We start from the raw sequence: 17218 nt of genomic DNA, 5'->3' as shown, positions 1-17218 counted from the left end.
AATATAAAATTTCCTTCAATTTTAAATTTCTTTTGATCCTATAAACGTTCTATTGTTTTTGGATTTATGTTCCATAACAAATTTTAATCGCTCGAAAAGACGCTAAGGCGCAAAGAAAAACATTTTCACTTTGCGCCTTCGCGTCTTTGCGAGCGATTAAAATTTGTTATGGAACATAAAGCCAAATCCATTCGACCGTTTATCGGATCAAAAGACTTTGAACTTTCAAGGAATTTTTATCGTGATTTAGGTTTTGAAGAAATTGTTTTGTTTCCTAATATGTCTTATTTTAAAACAGATGCGATTGGGTTTTATCTGCAAGATGGTTATGTAAAAGATTGGATCGAAAATACGATGGTTTTTATGGAAGTTGACGATGTCGCCCGCTTTTGGAACGAACTTCTAGCTTTAGATTTAACCACTAAGTACAAAACTGTAAAATTGGTTCCCATAAAGAATTATGATTGGGGCAGAGAATGTTTTGTTCATGATCCGAGCGGAATTCTATGGCACTTCGGGGAATTTTATAAATAGAATTTATTCAATTAATTTACACCAATGACCAACGAACAAACAGCAATCAAAGCGACTTACTTCAGCATCATTGGAAACACTTGTCTAGCCATCATCAAAGGATTGGCTGGTTTCTTTGGTAATTCGTATGCGTTAATCGCCGATGCCATCGAATCGACTACCGATATTTTTGCGTCATTGTTGGTTTTATTTGGCATCAAATATTCGAACAAACCTGCGGATGAGAATCACCCTTATGGTCACGGTCGCGCTGAACCATTAATTACCTTTTTAGTTGTTGGATTTTTGATTACTACAGCCACTATTATTGCTTATGAAAGCATCAACAATATTGGTACGCCACACGCATTACCTAAAAAATGGACCTTAATAGTTTTAGGAATCATCATCTTGTGGAAAGAATATTCATTTCGATTGGTGATGAAGCGAAGCATAGAGTCAAACAGTTCTTCTTTGCGAGCCGATGCTTGGCACCACAGAAGTGACGCCATTACTTCGGTTGCAGCATTCATTGGAATTTCAATAGCATTGGTGCTTGGTAAAGGTTATGAATCTGCGGATGATTGGGCGGCCCTTTTCGCTTCGGGTTTTATCATCTACAACAGTTATCTGATTTTCAGACCGGCTTTGGGCGAAATCATGGACGAGCATTTATACGATGATTTGATTGATGAAATCCGGAAAGTGTCACTTCAAGTGGAAGGCGTTTTAGATACTGAAAAATGTTTTATCCGCAAAGCTGGAATGAAGTATCATGCCGATTTACATGCGGTTGTTGATGCGAATATCACTGTAAAAGAAGGTCATGATATTGCACATTTGTTGAAGGACACGCTTCGAAAAGAAATTCCGGAATTGGGTCATGTCCTGATTCATATCGAACCCAACGACTACTGATTATTCAAGAATATTCAAAAACTTTAAGCCAAAAATAACACCGTCTTTCTGATGTCCGCTTTGGTAAGAATGAATGTAATCGAGCCTGAAAATCTTGAATTTCCCAAAACCCAAATTATCCAAACCAACAGTATATTCGTGATACGGCCTTCGCTTCGGAACCGATAAGTTGTGATAACCCAACACTAAAGTGGATTGTAGTTTTTTGAGTAACGGAATTTTATTCATAATGTAGCCATTGTCATTGTGTTCTGCATGAATTTCTACGTAAGAATCGTTGGTGCTCGCACTATAATAAGGTAACAAATTGAAGACATTCAAATAACGATCGTCTTTTCCGACATAAGTTTGATTGCCGTTGAAGTGTTTATAATCTACAAACGAAATCGATTTGGCGTTGTACAATTTCCCGGCTTTAATATTCATTGATATATTTCCTTTATTACCCAAAGTAACATCATAAGTAATTCGAGAATGAATGTGGTCGAAATTGTAGTTGTTTTCGTTGCCCGCAAATCCTTTTTCATAACTCAAATACAACACAGGATATTGATCGTTTGGCAAGTTGAATTTTCCATCAGGACGCGACAAGTATTCTTGTGCAAAATTGATTTGAGCTGTCAAATAACCGGTTGCTAAATTGTGTTTGATAATGGCTGGCGTGATTTCGTCTTCTGGCAACAACGGATTGTTGGAAGTGAATTCTTTATCTTTTTTGATTATTACAAAATCGGTCGTATTGAAAACGGGTTTTCTTTCGGAATACGCTATTCCGGCATCCAATGTCAAACCGTTGAGGATTTCTCTTTTGAAACACGCATTGATGAAATTGCGTTCGTATAATTTCATGTAATTGTCTTTGAAGAAAAGCGTGCTCACACTATTAATAATTTTACCAATCGGATTGCTGTAATTGAACTGCGCGAGATAACTTCCGGCAGCCAATCGAACTTCACTTTGATTCTGATTGTTGAATTTATTAACGTAAGTGACATAGCTTCGAAATTTTTCTTCAGACAAACCATAATCAAAATTGGTTTCTAATATGGAAAACGTTCTGGTGTCGCTATCTCTTTTGGTGTAAGTCAGGCTCGTATTCAAATCCCAACCTTGAACTGTATTATAGCTAATTCCTTTTATAAATCCGCCGTAATCCAAAGCCCATTTTTTGTATGAATTTTTATAACCATAACCCATAATGATATCGCTGAAACTAAATTTGTTATGTTTGGCATCAATAGAATCTAAATAAGATTTCGATTTCTTCTTGGTTTGTATAAGATCTTTCTTGAGATAATCGGTGGTTTCCTCATTGGTTAAAGGCACAGGTCGCGATTGATTCCAGAAAGCATCGTCTTTTTTGTTGGCGCCATTTTCGAAAGACAGCACTTCATGGGTGAATGTTCTTTTGTTGAATTCTTGTTCAAATGCATAATTCGAATACACATAAGTAAAACGCCCCGACATATTGATTCCGAACATACCTGCGATAAAATCTAAGGTTTGCGAATTTTTAATCCACGTTTTGGTTTTCGAATTGTAACTGAAATTTTGTTTTAAGGTTAGCGAATCCATCGCCGGCATCTGAACCTGATTGCCTTTTACGGAAAGATCCACCGCATAAATCGCCCAACTGTCATCTACTATATATAGGTAGCCTTCCATCACGGGTTCGCTGGTGCGTTTTGGTGTGACTTTTATTTTATTGATTTGATTGTTGTTCTCATCGAAGAATGAACCTTCGAGTTTGTATTTGTAATAATTGAAAGCATTGTCAGCGATGGGCGAAACGACATTCAATTGAAATTGAAGATAGTTGTCATAGAAATCGAAATTGGCAGAAGCGGCACTATTAAAACTAAAACCATTATCGTTACCGCTGACTTTTGAAGCGACGATAACTTCCTTTAATTTATCAGGTTTTTTATAAGTGATTTTGGAAACCGTTTCTGAAAGATACAGAATGCCACTTCGGGTAGAATCTAAAATTTCATCAAAATTATCAAACTTTTGACCCAGGATTTTCTTCGGAGCATCTTTGATTCTGAAAATACCACGCGAATAAAAATCAGCTTTGTAGTTGTTGGCGAGTTCCGAATTTTCTTTTTTGTTGGTAATCGCATTTCGAATCATTTGATTCGCAGGGTTGTCCTTTTTATTGATGACAACATCGTTGATGACAATATTCTCTTCTGAAAGTTTGATGTCGAATGTTTTTAAGCCGTCATTATTATAAATTATTTTTTCGCTTTTGTAACCTAAATGTTGGAATATGATGGTGTGCTTTCCTTCGGGTTTAATGGCTAAATAATATTCGCCGGCTTCATTACTTGTTGTACCTATATAAGTATTCTCAATATGAATCGAGACTGCGGCTAAAGGATTTCCTGATTCGTCAGTTACTTTTCCTTTTACTTGACTGAAATTGGTAAATGAAACAAAAAGCATGACCAAGACCAATAGATTTTTCATGGCGTTTAATTTTTTAATGGATTATTTTAGGAATGATTGAATCGCCAACAGATAACTATCCAATCCAAAACCGATGATAATTCCTTTGGCGTGAGCAGAAATGAAAGAATGGTGTCTAAAATCTTCTCTGGCGAAAGTATTCGAAATATGTACTTCAATAACTGGCGTCGTAATGGCTTTGACTGCGTCTCCAATGCCTATTGAGGTATGTGTATAAGCTGCTGCGTTTAGGATAATGCCGTCATAAGAGAAGCCAACTTCTTGGATTTTATTAATGAGTTCACCTTCAATATTGCTCTGAAAGCAAGAAAGATTAATGTCTGAGAATTTCTTTTGAAGTGTTGTATAATAATCATCAAATGATTGGTTGCCATAGATATTGGGTTCGCGTTGCCCAATAAGGTTGATGTTTGGGCCATTGATGATGATGATTTTCATTGTTTTTTTTTTAATTATTACAAATTAAATGAAAATAAACCAACTGTTTTTATGGTCATTGAAATTAATTAATGATGTGGTATATATATTAAGGTATGTTTTGACGTATTAAAACGCAGTTCGTTTTATATTTCATAAATCTATTCACAATCGCTTATGATAATACTAAAACGCAATTCTAATGCTGTTTTTCTGAATCTCGTGATGTTTAATAAAAAAGGGGAATTGTTTGAATATTCTTATCAAGTTATAATTTTTATTATACTATTTAAAGTTTCAGACAGCTTTTATTGCTTATTTCTCTCTGAAAACGAATGATTTAATTCTGAAAATCACCTTTAAAAACGTTAAATAAAGTAGGTTATTAACAATTTTATTTATAATTGTTAATAAAAAAGTTAACAACTAGTAGTGCCTTAAAAATAGCCTTTCAAGGTCTTTTTTTTTTAAAAGAATGTAAATGAATATGTCCGATAAAATAAAATAAGACATTAGCTTTGAATGACGAAATCCCTTTAATTACAGCACTTATCGGAATGTTTTACTAATAATGACTTTATACAGCTGAACTAATAGTTGTTAATTATATAAGCTATTGTTGCTGTTAGAAATTAAAAGGGGAGAATTAATTTTAATGTCAAATTCAAAAAAAAAACATCAAAAAATGTTTTGTTAACAATTTATTCTATATTTGCATCATTAATTTTAAACAAAACATGAACATGAAAAAAATTATTTTATCTGCTGTAGCAATCTTCGCATTTGGAGTTGCAAGCGCACAAATCAAGACTGATGCTGGTACTTTTACTAAGCCTACTTCTGGTACATGGATTATGGAGGCTACAATGACTCCAGATTTGACTGGTGGTGGAATTTTCAAATTATCAAGCGTTGGTAATTCTGATTTAGGTATTTTAGGAGTTAAAGCTAGAAAATTCAGCTCTGATACTAAAGCATTGAGATTGGCTGGAAACTTACAAGTTTTGAATTCAGGTGAGAAAATCACTGGTACGGATGATAATGCGCCAGCTGAATTTACAGTAGCAGTAGGTGTTGGTATTGAGAACCACATGAAAGGTGCTGAAAGATTATCAACTTACTGGGGTTACGAAGGTAGCTTGGCTTATGTAAGCCAAAATGCTAGAGGTGCTGCTGATGAAATTTTAGATGATAAATCAACTAAAATCGGTTTCGGAGCTAACGTATTTACAGGATTTGACTACTACATCATGCCAAAAATCTATCTAGGAGCTGAGGTTTCTTACGGATTGGCTTTTACTAGTTCAAAAGCTGGTGAAGATGCTGATAACGTTACTAGAATCGAATTATCTCCATCTATTACTCCATCTTTCAGAATTGGATGGCAGTTTTAATACTTGCGAATATTTAAAGAAAAGCCTCTCATTCGAGAGGCTTTTTTTTGCTCATCAAACAGAATTTAAAGCAAAACATATTGTAATCACCACTGTTTTAAGGTTTGGTTAAAGTCATATAATTGGTTTATAACCTGTTAAAAAGTCGTTCAATAAAAAAACCAGAAAACTTTTTTTTTTAACAAATAACCCTATATTTGTTTCATTAATTTTAAACAAAACAATAACATGAAAAAAATTATTTTATCAGCAGTAGCAGTTTTAGCATTCGGTTTTGCTAATGCACAAAGCTCAGACATGAAATTCGGTGTTAAAGCTGGTTTTTCATCTTCAACGTTTACAGGTGATTTCGAAGGTGATGGAACAACAGGCTTCTACCTTGGTGGTTTAGTTGATTTTGCAGTTTCTGAATCATTCCACGTACAACCTGAGTTATTGTACTCTATGGAGGGTGCTAAAGATGCAAAATTGAATTACTTAAGAATTCCAATCATGGCTAAATACTATGTTATGGAAGGTTTGAGCCTACAAGCTGGTCCAGAACTTGGATTTGTTGCAGGTGGAGATTCTGAGGTTAAAGATGGTGTTAAATCTATGGATTATGGTATTGGAATCGGAGCTGGTTACGAATTGTCTTCTGGTTTAATGTTCGATGCTAGATACAACTTAGGTATGGCAAACATCGTTAAAGAAGGTGAAGGAAAATTAGGTACTGCATCGATTAACATCGGTTTAGGTTACAGATTCTAATATCCCCAACTATATAATACTTAAAACCTCTCATTTGAGAGGTTTTTTTATGCCAAAAATTATCTTTCTTTGTATCATGAATTGGAATTCGTATATTAAAAGTTATCAATCTTATTTGAAGATTGAACGTGGTTTGTCTAAAAACACTATTGAAAATTATACTTTTGATATTGAACGTCTTTGTGATTATTTGCAGCAAAATACTATAGAGATTTCTCCTATTAAGATTTCAGAGGAAACGTTACAGCAATTCATATATCATATTGCTAAAGAAGTCAATCCTCGTTCGCAAGCCAGAATTATTTCCGGATTAAAAAGCTTTTTTTCGTACCTCATTTTTGAAGATTATAGACAGGACAATCCATTAGAATTAATCGAAACGCCTAGAATCGGACGCAAACTTCCTGACACTTTATCGCTTTCTGAAATTGACGCGCTGATTGCAGCTATTGATTTATCTTCCAATGAAGGCGAACGCAATAGAACCATTCTCGAAACATTATACAGTTGTGGGCTCAGAGTTTCTGAACTGATAACACTCAAAATTTCTGATCTTTTTTTTGATGAAGGTTTTATTAAAATAACAGGAAAAGGCAACAAGCAGCGTTTTGTTCCGATTAGCCCATTCACTCAGAATTATATTAATATATATAAGAATCAAGTTCGAACTAAACTGACTATCCAAAAAGGATTTGAAGATACTTTATTTCTAAATCGTAGAGGTAAACAACTTACCAGAGCTATGATTTTTACTATTATTAAAGATTTAGTTGTCAAAATCAATTTGAATAAAAATATCAGTCCACATACTTTTCGTCATTCTTTTGCTTCTCATTTGCTTGAAAACGGTGCTGATTTGAGATCAATTCAACTAATGTTAGGACATGAATCCATCACTACTACAGAAATTTATGTACACCTCGACCGCACGCATTTGACACAAGTTATGAATACTTTTCACCCCAGAAAGTAATTTATAAAAGTACGTTTAATCTTTCAAAAAATGTTAAATGTTGTATTATATCGAATTAAATTGCATTTTATCGGATTTATTTATTTATGTTTGACATCGCTATCAAATAATTATAATAGCGATTTATACAATTTGTCCCAAATTAAATTTGTATCAAACTATGGAAACCTACAATTATTCAGATTTAAAAATTCTTGAAGAAAGGAATAGCTTATATAAGAAGCTATTATTCCAATCACCTGACTTAATTTTTCAGTTTTCGATTTCTAAAGAGGGAATTCTAACGTTCCCATTTATGAGCAAATCGGTTATCACACATTTTGATTTGAATCAAGGTGAAAAAAATCAAGATGCTTATACCGTTTTAAAGAGTAAAGTTCATCCTGATGATTTTCCGTTATTTTTAAAATCTGTACAGGAAGCCAAATCAAAATTGAAAGATTGGAAACATGAATTCCGAGCATTATTGCCTCAAAAAGGGATGCGATGGTATAGTGGTTTCGCAAGTTTAGAAAAAGACGATGATGGAGCGGTTCACTTTTTTGGTAAAATCACCGATGTGACCAATTTTAAATTGCAAGAGCTCAAACTAAAATTATCTGAAGAGCGATATCTTTTCGCACTTGAAGCTTCTTCTGAAGGTATTTGGGACTTAGATGTGGCTACAAATAAAGTTTTCTATTCATCACAATCAATGAAAATGTTAGAATTCGATGCCAACGACACGATCGATTCTATCAATTTATGGGACGACAGAGTGCATCCACTAGATAAGAATCGATACTTAACCGACATACAATTGCACATTGATAACATCACACCTTATTATGAAAATGCACAACGTGTTTTAACCAAATCTGGAGACTATAAATGGATATTGAGTCGCGGGAAAATTATCGAACGCGATGAAAACAACAATCCGCTCAGAATCATAGGAACGCATACTGATATTTCCGCTCAAAAAGAAAAAGAGCAAGACTTAATAAAAACACTTGGAATTATCGGAGAACAAAACAGCCGATTGTTGAATTTCGCCCACATTGTATCTCATAATTTGCGGTCGCATTCGGGTAATATCGAAATGCTGCTCAACATTATTGCCGAAGAAACCGACGAAGAATTCATCCAAGAAAGTTTCAATCATTTGCGCACATCTTCCAAATCTTTGTCACAAACCATCGTTCATTTGAAAGAATTGGTTGAAATTCAATCGGAATTGATTCAAAAAAAGGAAAACTTAAATTTGAATAATTACCTAGGAAAAACATTAGATATTCTGGCTGAGGAGATTAAAAAAAATAAAGTCGTGATTCAAAATAAAGTTTCAAAAAATGAAACAATTGTTTTTAATCCTGCTTATTTAGAAAGTATTCTTCTTAACTTTACATCAAACGCCATTCGTTATTCGCACCCAGACAGAACGCCTGTTATCAGTTATTCATTAAGTGCAAATAAGTATCATAAAGTGTTGGAAATTGAAGATAATGGTCTGGGAATTAACCTAGAAAAACACGGTAAAAAATTATTTGGAATGTATAAAACATTTCACAAACACAAAGATTCAAGAGGTATAGGTTTGTTTATCACTAAAAATCAAATTGAAGCTATGGGCGGTAAAGTAGACGTAATCAGCAAAGTTGGAGTAGGTACTACATTTAAAATATATTTTAATGAGTAAGTTTAAAGATGTATTTGTAATCGATGATGATAAAGTGTTTCATTTTATCATTAAAAAATTATTCTCTAAAAATAATATTGATATCAATCCTTCTTTTTATTTGAACGGATTGGAGGCCATTGAAGAAATTAGAGAAAAAATAAGTTTGGGGACTACAATGCCCGACCTAATTTTACTCGATATCAATATGCCGATTATGGATGGCTGGCAATTCTTAGATGAATTCAGGAAAACAAAAAAGACTACTACCAACGGACAAACCATCATTTATTTAGTGAGCTCGTCCGATAGCATATCAGACCTTAATAGAGCCAAAGAATACCAAGATCAAGTTAAGGATTATTTTTTCAAACCCATGTCCCTAGATGATTTGAAAAAAATATTCTAAATAAAAAAGCACTTCAATTGAAGTGCTTTTTTTATGAATTTAAAGGAGATTATTTCGCAATATTCACCGCTCTAGTTTCTCTAATTACAGTAACTTTCACTTGTCCAGGATAAGTCATTTCGGTTTGAATTTTCTGTGAAATCTCAAACGACAATTGCGCTGCATTATCATCAGACACTTTTTCGCTTTCCACAATTACACGCAATTCTCTACCGGCCTGGATCGCATAAGCATTTTTAACGCCAGTGAATCCAAAAGCAACTTCTTCCAAATCTTTCAAACGTTGAATGTATGAATCCAATACTTGTCTACGTGCACCTGGTCTTGCTCCTGAAATCGCATCACAAACCTGAACGATTGGCGACAATAATGATTTCATTTCAATCTCATCGTGGTGCGCTCCAATGGCGTTGCAAACTTCTTCTTTCTCACCATATTTCTCAGCCCACTGCATTCCTAATAATGCGTGTGGTAAATCACTTTCTGCGTCAGGCACTTTTCCGATATCGTGTAAAAGTCCGGCTCTTTTCGCCAGTTTCACATTCAATCCTAATTCAGCAGCCATGATTCCGCAAAGCTTAGAAACTTCACGCGAGTGCTGCAATAAATTTTGTCCGTATGAAGAACGGTATTTCATTCGACCAACGACTTTAATCAATTCAGGATGCAAAGCATGTATTCCTAAATCGATTACGGTACGTTTACCAACTTCTATAATTTCATCGTCGATTTGTTTTGCTGTTTTAGCAACAACTTCTTCGATACGCGCTGGGTGAATACGTCCGTCAGTCACCAATTTATGCAATGACAAACGCGCAATTTCTCTACGAACCGGATCAAAGCAAGAAAGAATAATGGCTTCCGGCGTGTCATCAACGATGATTTCAACTCCGGTGGCCGCTTCTAATGCTCGGATATTTCTACCTTCACGACCGATGATTCTACCTTTTACATCGTCTGACTCAATGTTGAAAACAGAAACGCAATTTTCAACCGCTTCTTCAGTCCCGATTCTTTGAATGGTATTGATGATGATTTTCTTAGCTTCTTGTTGTGCGGTTAATTTGGCTTCTTCAATGGTATCCTGAATTTGTGCCATCGCTTTGGTTTTCGCCTCAGCTTTCAATCCTTCCATCAATTGCTCTTTCGCATCTTCAGCCGATAAACCTGAAATCACTTCCAATTGGTTGAGCTGGCTTTTATGCATGCGATCCACTTCTTGTTGTTTCTTTTCTAAAACTTCAAGTTTAGAATGGTATTCGTTGGTTTTGGCTTCGTAATCGTCATTGACTTTTTTAGCTTTCGCCAATTCATTCGACACTAATGATTCTTTGTCACGAACTCTTTTTTCAACTTCCGCCATTTTTTTATCTCTCGATAGAATGACTTGCTCGTGTTCGGCTTTGAGTTCGATGAATTTTTCTTTCGCTTGAAGCATCTTATCTTTCTTGATGTTTTCTGCTTCGAGGTTCGCATCTTTCAAAATCGAAGCGGCTTCTTTTTTGGCTCCTTTAATAAGGTTCGATACGTTTTTCTTTTCGATGACTTTCGATATTCCGAAGCCACCTGCGATACCGGCTATTCCGGAAATGAGTATTGTTAAAATGTCCATGTTTGTTAAATTAATTATATAAAAAAGCCTACATTAGGTTGAATGTATAAACTCGATAAGACAAGTTTTGAGCTAACTCACTGTTCAAGTTTCCTCGCAAAAAGCGTGGCATGCTTTAGTAGTGATGATTTGCTCATTCTAATTTGTTAGTGTTGAGTTTACCAAATAGTAACTAATGTAGGCAGTATTTTAGTCTATGTTAAGAACGTATTATTTATCGAGATAGCTAATCAATAAATTATTGATTTTCTTAATCCGCTCCATGGTTTCCTTACCATCAATCGAATTGTCAATCTGCTTTTGTTCTAATTGAGAAGCAAACTGCAAGGCACACATCGCCAATACATCTTGCTTGTCTCGAACGGCATAATTTTCTTCAAATTGCTTAATCATTAAATCAATCTTTTTCGAAGCACTTCGCAATCCTTCTTCCTGCGACATTTCTACCGTTAACGGATAGACTCTGTCTGCGATTGATAATTTAATTTTAAGCTTATCGTCCATATGTTTTACTAATCAGATAGCTGTGCTATACAGTAATCAATTTCACGAATTAATGAATTTATTTTTAGCTTGGTATCTCTTTTGTTTTCTTCGCTGCCGAGCAATGAATTCGTAATTTTTAATGATTCGTACTGCTTTTTCAAAGCATCCATGTCTGCAGATTGCTGTTGAATAATCGTTGTAGCTTTTTGTAACTCTTCTCGCAATTGAGACGAAGTTTGCTCTAAATTGTCTATTTTGTTAAATAGTTTTTGGAGCTTACCTTCAAGAGTATCAATAATTTCTACAATTTCACTCATTATAAATACTGGTTCATTACTAATGTCAACAAAGTTAACATTCCAAACGAATTAAACCAATACTTTCTCTAAAATTTTACCGTTGTAAAAATTATGACAAACAATCCTTTGAAAAATAAACAGTTATAGGTTTTTTTGAAAAAACAATGCAATGTATTTCGATTTTTTTTACCTTAGCCAAAAGCTTTATACGATGAAATTTTTATTTGCACTTTTGATTTTTTACACGCCGATTTTTTCTCAAACCAACTACCCAAAGGACTACTTTCAATCGCCATTGAAGATTCCTACGCAACTTGCGGGTAATTTTGGTGAATTACGACCCAACCATTTTCATACAGGTTTCGATTTCAGAACCCAACAAAAAGAAGGACTAATTGTTTTTGCTGCCGGTGATGGCTATGTTTCGAGAATTAAAATCTCAACTTTCGGTTACGGAAAAGCCATCTACATTACGCATCCTAATGGTTATACAACGGTTTACGGACATCTTAAAAAAGGCTACGGCAAGATTGAAGATTTCATTAAAAAAGAACATTACAAACAACAATCTTACGAGATTGAATTCTTCCCAAATCCCGAAGATTTGCCTGTAAAAAAAGGCGATACGATTGCCATTTCAGGAAACACGGGTGGTTCCGAAGGTCCACATTTGCACTTCGAATTCCGCGATACCCAAACCGAAAAAATCATCAATCCCATGTTTTTTGGTTTTGATGCATTGATGACCGATACAAAAAAACCAATGATTTCTAGCTTGGTGGTTTATCCGATAGGCGAGGGTAGTATTGCTAATGAATCTAAACGGCCCATCATGGTCAATTTGGCTTTGCAGCCTGACGGAAATTATATTGCTGAGAAAATATCAGCAATGGGCAGCATAGGTTTCGGTATTATTTGTGGCGATTATGATAATGTTTCTTACAACAATAATGGTGTTTTTAATGTGCAATCTTATTTGAACGGTAGTCCAAGTTTCGGATATCAATTCAGCACTTTGGTTTTTGATGAAGGCCGATATATAAACGCCTTAATCGATTATCCAAGATATAAAAACACACACCAACGCGTTCAAAAATTGTTCATGCGAAATCCATACAATCTGAGTATCATCAAAACAGATAATAAGAATGGCGTTTTAGAAATAACCCCGAATTTTTCTCAGATTTACAAAGTCGAACTGACTGATTTCTATGGCAACAAAACGTCGATTCTAATTCCCATTGAATACCAATCGCAAACGGCGGTGGTTTCAGAAGAAATCGCCAAAACCAATTATCTTTTAAAAGCCAACACGGACAACAATTACGAGAAAAACAATATGGGCGTCTTTTTTCCGGCGCATACTTTTTATGAAGATTTCTATCTCAACTTCGATGTCAAAGACAAAGTGATGACGGTGCACAATGATATGGTTCCCGTTCACAGTAATTTCAAGGTAACGATTACTGATTCGACCATTGTCAATAGAGAAAAAACATTCATTGCTTCACTTGAAGGCAAAAGGAAAATTTACACCAGTACTAAATTTACCAATAATACGTTTACTGCATATACCAAAAATCTAGGTCAGTTTACCTTGGCTTTGGATACGATTGCGCCGAAAATTTCGATTGCAAAATCCATAGAAGGGAAATCTCTAGATAAAGAAAAAGCGATTGTTTTTAGAATCAGCGATGAAATGTCGGGTATCAAATCGTATAACGGATTCATCAACGAACAATGGGTTTTATTCGAGTATGACAATAAATTGGGACGCATTATTTACCAATTGAACGATGCCGAAATGCTCGAAGGCAAAAATCAATTAAAATTGATAGTTTCCGATAATCTTGGAAATTCTGCTATCTTTGAAACATCATTTTTTAGAAGTCAACAAAAATAAAATTGAAACTATTGAAAACGAATGCACTCCAACTTTCCTTCCTATTTTTCTTTATTGGATTAGTGAGTTTTGCCCAAACCGCAAGAGTTAAAGGAATTATATTAGACGAAAATAGCAAGCCCGTTGCAGAAGTTAATGTCACTGCGCAAGATCGAAGTACCAAAACTAATGATAATGGTTTCTATCAATTGACTATTCCTGCCAACCAAAAAATCCAGATTGTTTTTACGCATACCTCACTCAAAAAAAACACCGTAACGATTGAATTAAAACCGAATGAGGATTACGAATTCAACGTTGTGATGAATGATAAAGCCGAAGGTATTGGTGAAGTCATTGTCATTGCGAATAATAAAAAACGCGTGCAAGGCATTACCACGATTGAGCCGGCTGTCATCAGGAAAATTCCGGGAGCCAATGCAGGCGTTGAAAATATATTGAAATCATTACCCGGCGTCAATTCAAACAACGAATTGAGTACACAGTATTCTGTTCGTGGTGGAAATTACGATGAGAATTTAGTGTACGTCAACGAAATTGAAGTCTATCGTCCGTTCCTAATTCGTTCTGGTCAACAGGAAGGATTGAGTTTCACCAACACCGATATGGTGCAAAACATCGATTTCTCAGCCGGTGGATTCCAAGCGAAATTCGGCGATAAATTGTCTTCCGTTTTAGACATTACTTACCGAAGACCGACCAAATTCGGAGCTTCAATGGATGCGAGTTTTCTTGGCGGTGCCGTGTCGGTAGAAGCGGTTTCTAAAAATCAGAAATGGTCAGCGATTACCGGCGCACGTTACAGAGACAATAGCTTATTGGTGAACAGCCAGGAAACACAAACGAATTTCAAACCGACATTTGCCGATATTCAGACCAATGTGACTTACAATCCGAATACGAAATGGCAGTTTAGTTTTTTGGGAAATATTTCTCAAAACAAATACAATTACCAACCGTTGACGCGTCAGACGAATTTCGGAACCATTTCAGAACCAATTGCTTTACAGGTTTTCTATGAAGGTCAAGAAAAAGATAAGTATGAGACTTTTTTCGGCGCACTCAAAACGACTTACAACGTTAATGAAAATTTTACTTTAAAATTAATCGGATCTGCGTATCATACTTTAGAACAAGAATATTTCGACATTTTTGCGCAATATGCTTTAGGAGAAGTTGATGGCAATATCGGTTCGGAAACTTTTGGCGATGTAACCTACAGCCGCGCCATCGGAACACAATTGAATCATGCTCGAAATGATTTGGATGCCCTGATTGTTAATGCTGAAGTCAAAGGCTTTCACAATATTAAAAAGCATCAAGTAGAATGGGGTTTTAAATATACCCGTGAAGATATACGCGACCGTATCGTAGAATGGGAAGTGATTGATTCCGCAGGGTTTTCATTAAATCCACCGCGTATTGAATTGCCCGATATTCCAACTAATGATCAACCTTATAATTCTTACACCGGACCGTTGGTTCCGTATAAAAACGTACGCGCCAAAAACTTCGTGACGATTGACCGATTATCAGGTTACGGACAATGGAGTTTGAAAGACAAATTGGGAAGCAGCGATGTTTGGTATAATGCAGGTGTTAGATTCCATCAATGGCAGGTTTCAGGAGATAACATCAATGGTGACAGTCAAATTGTTTTTAGTCCACGCGCACAATTTGCCATCAAGCCCGAATGGGAAAAAGATATTGTATTCAGGGTTTCCGGTGGTTATTATTACCAGCCACCATTTTACAGGGAACTTCGAGATAAAACCGGAACTGTGCAGCCTAATGTCAAGGCGCAGTCGTCGTTGCATTTGGTGTTGAGCAGTGATTATAGTTTTAAATTGTGGGATCGACCTTTTAAAATGGTGGCCGAAGCTTATTATAAATCGCTTACTGATGTCAATCCATACACTTTAGAAAATGTCAGAATTCGATATGCAGCCAATAACAATGCTACCGCTTTTGCACAAGGTTTGGATTTGCGACTTAACGGTGAATTCGTTCCCGGAACTGAATCTTGGTTTAGTTTCAGCTATTTGAAAACCAAAGAAAACATCGACAATAAAGGCGATATCGCACGACCAACAGATCAACGTTTTAAATTTGCAATTTTGTTTCAGGATTATATGCCGAACATTCCGAGTGTGAAAATTTATTTGAATTTGGTCTACAATACAGGATTGCCGGGTGGTTCTCCATCGTATGCTGATCCTTATGTGTATCAATCAAGATTGCGTGATTACCGTCGTGCCGATGTTGGATTTTCTTATGTATTAACCGAAAAAAATGCATCGCGTCGTGAAGGACATTGGCTTAAAAAGTTCAAGGATTTCTCGTTTGGATTTGAAATCTTCAATATGTTCAATAATCAAAACGCCATTACCAATACTTGGGTTAGGGATGTATACACTAAGAATCAATACGGAATACCAAATTATTTAACCACGCGTGTTTTCAATTTCAAACTATCTGTAAGATTGTAGCATTAATTTGTTATTTTTGATCATTAAATCATACAAAATGAAAGGTCTTTTAAAAATAGTTTCTTGTTCCATTTTTGTCTTGCTGATGAGCTGCAAGAAAGAAACAGAAATGCCGAAAGTGATTTATGAAAATCCATCGAAAACTGCGGTTCAACCTAAAATGGATACCACAAAAATTGTAGTAGCCGATTTACCGGTTCAGATGCAAGGAACCAATGTTTTGCTTTTTCCGGTTGGTGATTTGAACGTAGCTGAACGAAATTCGAAAGGCGGATATGATTCGTCTTCTGCTGTGAATAAACAAAGTTTCAAGATTTCGAATTATAGTGAAAATGAAATCACGGGTTATTTGCGCAATGTCAAATTCCAGCAAATAGGAACAGATTCTATAAAAACATTGACAGACAAACCGGTTTTAATTCAATCCGTTACGTATTTAAAAACAATTGCTGACAAAACCAAACAACAGATTTTAGTTTATATGTTGGCCGATATGGATACCAACAAAGACAACGCTTTAGACACGAATGATATTCAATCGCTTTATTTGAGCGATATTTCTGGAACGCATTTTACTAAAGTTTCTGCAGATTTTCAAGAAGTCATCGATTGGAATGTCATTGAATCCAAATGCAGACTCTATTTCAGAACCATTGAAGATGCCAACAAAAATGGCGCATTTGATAAAAATGATATCGTGCATTACCATTTCATAGACTTATCAGGGAAAGATTGGAAAGTGTCTGATTACAATTTAAATTAAATTTTTAATTTCTCGCAAAGACGCAGAGCCGCAAAGAAATGAAGATATACAAATTTGCGTCTTTGCGAGACCCAATAAATTTAATTCAATAAAAAAGCTACAGCAATAATGTTGTAGCTTTTATTTTATGAAATGAACGTTGCTTTAATTCCGAACCAACTTC

At 35.3% G+C, this 17218-nt stretch carries 15 protein-coding genes and 1 other RNA gene; 10 read left to right on the top strand and 6 right to left on the bottom strand.

Annotated elements, in window-relative coordinates; translation table 11 throughout:
* Nucleotides 1-168: 168 nt before the first annotated feature.
* Complete coding sequence (locus tag RMO03_RS11940; RefSeq protein WP_309642330.1) at nucleotides 169-534, top strand: glyoxalase; 366 nt, start codon at nucleotides 169-171, stop codon at nucleotides 532-534.
* A gap of 24 nt (nucleotides 535-558) precedes the next feature.
* Nucleotides 559-1431 carry a cation diffusion facilitator family transporter gene (locus RMO03_RS11935; RefSeq protein ID WP_309642329.1) on the top strand — a complete coding sequence of 291 codons (873 nt, stop codon included), beginning with the start codon at nucleotides 559-561 and terminating at the stop codon, nucleotides 1429-1431.
* Here the strand turns inward: RMO03_RS11935 and RMO03_RS11930 are convergent, their stop codons facing one another.
* Nucleotides 1432-3903: a DUF5686 and carboxypeptidase regulatory-like domain-containing protein gene (locus tag RMO03_RS11930; RefSeq protein WP_309642328.1), complete on the bottom strand. Its 2472-nt coding sequence runs from the start codon at nucleotides 3901-3903 to the stop codon at nucleotides 1432-1434.
* Between the two features lie 21 nt (nucleotides 3904-3924).
* The gene (aroQ, locus tag RMO03_RS11925) at nucleotides 3925-4341 is read right to left on the bottom strand and encodes a type II 3-dehydroquinate dehydratase (protein WP_309642327.1); all 417 of its coding nucleotides are present in this window, start codon (nucleotides 4339-4341) and stop codon (nucleotides 3925-3927) included.
* A 722-nt stretch (nucleotides 4342-5063) separates the two neighbouring features.
* Between aroQ and RMO03_RS11920 the strand changes: the two genes are divergently transcribed.
* From RMO03_RS11920 to RMO03_RS11900, 5 genes are all read left to right on the top strand, one after another.
* Nucleotides 5064-5714 carry a BT1926 family outer membrane beta-barrel protein gene (locus RMO03_RS11920; protein ID WP_309642326.1) on the top strand — a complete coding sequence of 217 codons (651 nt, stop codon included), beginning with the start codon at nucleotides 5064-5066 and terminating at the stop codon, nucleotides 5712-5714.
* A 228-nt stretch (nucleotides 5715-5942) separates the two neighbouring features.
* Entirely contained in the window at nucleotides 5943-6464 is a 522-nt protein-coding gene (locus RMO03_RS11915; protein WP_309642325.1) for a porin family protein, read from the top strand.
* 76 nt (nucleotides 6465-6540) lie between these two features.
* Nucleotides 6541-7437 carry a site-specific tyrosine recombinase XerD gene (xerD, locus tag RMO03_RS11910; protein ID WP_309642332.1) on the top strand — a complete coding sequence of 299 codons (897 nt, stop codon included), beginning with the start codon at nucleotides 6541-6543 and terminating at the stop codon, nucleotides 7435-7437.
* A 160-nt stretch (nucleotides 7438-7597) separates the two neighbouring features.
* Complete coding sequence (locus RMO03_RS11905; RefSeq protein WP_309642324.1) at nucleotides 7598-9115, top strand: PAS domain-containing protein; 1518 nt, start codon at nucleotides 7598-7600, stop codon at nucleotides 9113-9115.
* Complete coding sequence (locus RMO03_RS11900) at nucleotides 9108-9503, top strand: response regulator (protein ID WP_309642323.1); 396 nt, start codon at nucleotides 9108-9110, stop codon at nucleotides 9501-9503. The genes RMO03_RS11905 and RMO03_RS11900 overlap by 8 nt, the downstream gene beginning before the upstream one ends.
* 49 nt (nucleotides 9504-9552) lie before the next feature.
* Here the strand turns inward: RMO03_RS11900 and rny are convergent, their stop codons facing one another.
* From rny to RMO03_RS11880, 4 genes are all read right to left on the bottom strand, one after another.
* Nucleotides 9553-11115 carry a ribonuclease Y gene (gene rny / locus RMO03_RS11895; protein ID WP_309642322.1) on the bottom strand — a complete coding sequence of 521 codons (1563 nt, stop codon included), beginning with the start codon at nucleotides 11113-11115 and terminating at the stop codon, nucleotides 9553-9555.
* Nucleotides 11116-11163: 48 nt separating this feature from the next.
* A non-coding RNA gene (gene ssrS / locus RMO03_RS11890) (6S RNA) lies at nucleotides 11164-11273 on the bottom strand.
* A 52-nt stretch (nucleotides 11274-11325) separates the two neighbouring features.
* The gene (locus RMO03_RS11885; protein WP_309642321.1) at nucleotides 11326-11619 is read right to left on the bottom strand and encodes a cell division protein ZapA; all 294 of its coding nucleotides are present in this window, start codon (nucleotides 11617-11619) and stop codon (nucleotides 11326-11328) included.
* Nucleotides 11620-11627: 8 nt separating this feature from the next.
* Entirely contained in the window at nucleotides 11628-11918 is a 291-nt protein-coding gene (locus RMO03_RS11880; RefSeq protein WP_309642320.1) for a hypothetical protein, read from the bottom strand.
* Nucleotides 11919-12111: 193 nt separating this feature from the next.
* Between RMO03_RS11880 and RMO03_RS11875 the strand changes: the two genes are divergently transcribed.
* Genes RMO03_RS11875 through RMO03_RS11865 form a run of 3 tightly spaced genes read left to right on the top strand, consistent with a single transcriptional unit; the run spans nucleotide 12112 to nucleotide 17055 of the window.
* Entirely contained in the window at nucleotides 12112-13803 is a 1692-nt protein-coding gene (locus tag RMO03_RS11875; protein WP_309642319.1) for a M23 family metallopeptidase, read from the top strand.
* 11 nt (nucleotides 13804-13814) lie between these two features.
* A complete protein-coding gene (locus tag RMO03_RS11870) occupies nucleotides 13815-16292 on the top strand; it encodes a carboxypeptidase-like regulatory domain-containing protein (protein WP_309642331.1) in 2478 nt (825 codons plus the stop codon).
* A gap of 37 nt (nucleotides 16293-16329) precedes the next feature.
* The gene (locus tag RMO03_RS11865) at nucleotides 16330-17055 is read left to right on the top strand and encodes a hypothetical protein (protein ID WP_309642318.1); all 726 of its coding nucleotides are present in this window, start codon (nucleotides 16330-16332) and stop codon (nucleotides 17053-17055) included.
* The last annotated feature ends 163 nt before the right edge of the window (nucleotides 17056-17218 follow it).

This window comes from Flavobacterium sp. (assembly GCF_031411595.1).
Classification (GTDB): Bacteria; Bacteroidota; Bacteroidia; order Flavobacteriales; family Flavobacteriaceae; genus Flavobacterium.
Note: the sequence above shows the minus strand (reverse complement) of the source record. Positions and strands in the feature narration are given on the sequence as shown.

Bases quoted from the DNA above. Each gene is read 5' to 3' on its own strand.
- RMO03_RS11940 (WP_309642330.1), top strand. From the start codon at position 169: ATGGAACATAAAGCCAAATCCATTCGACCGTTTATCGGATCAAAAGAC.
- RMO03_RS11935 (WP_309642329.1), top strand. From the start codon at position 559: ATGACCAACGAACAAACAGCAATCAAAGCGACTTACTTCAGCATCATT.
- RMO03_RS11930 (WP_309642328.1), bottom strand. From the start codon at position 3,903: ATGAAAAATCTATTGGTCTTGGTCATGCTTTTTGTTTCATTTACCAAT.
- aroQ (WP_309642327.1), bottom strand. From the start codon at position 4,341: ATGAAAATCATCATCATCAATGGCCCAAACATCAACCTTATTGGGCAA.
- RMO03_RS11920 (WP_309642326.1), top strand. From the start codon at position 5,064: ATGAAAAAAATTATTTTATCTGCTGTAGCAATCTTCGCATTTGGAGTT.
- RMO03_RS11915 (WP_309642325.1), top strand. From the start codon at position 5,943: ATGAAAAAAATTATTTTATCAGCAGTAGCAGTTTTAGCATTCGGTTTT.
- xerD (WP_309642332.1), top strand. From the start codon at position 6,541: ATGAATTGGAATTCGTATATTAAAAGTTATCAATCTTATTTGAAGATT.
- RMO03_RS11905 (WP_309642324.1), top strand. From the start codon at position 7,598: ATGGAAACCTACAATTATTCAGATTTAAAAATTCTTGAAGAAAGGAAT.
- RMO03_RS11900 (WP_309642323.1), top strand. From the start codon at position 9,108: ATGAGTAAGTTTAAAGATGTATTTGTAATCGATGATGATAAAGTGTTT.
- rny (WP_309642322.1), bottom strand. From the start codon at position 11,115: ATGGACATTTTAACAATACTCATTTCCGGAATAGCCGGTATCGCAGGT.
- RMO03_RS11885 (WP_309642321.1), bottom strand. From the start codon at position 11,619: ATGGACGATAAGCTTAAAATTAAATTATCAATCGCAGACAGAGTCTAT.
- RMO03_RS11880 (WP_309642320.1), bottom strand. From the start codon at position 11,918: ATGAGTGAAATTGTAGAAATTATTGATACTCTTGAAGGTAAGCTCCAA.
- RMO03_RS11875 (WP_309642319.1), top strand. From the start codon at position 12,112: ATGAAATTTTTATTTGCACTTTTGATTTTTTACACGCCGATTTTTTCT.
- RMO03_RS11865 (WP_309642318.1), top strand. From the start codon at position 16,330: ATGAAAGGTCTTTTAAAAATAGTTTCTTGTTCCATTTTTGTCTTGCTG.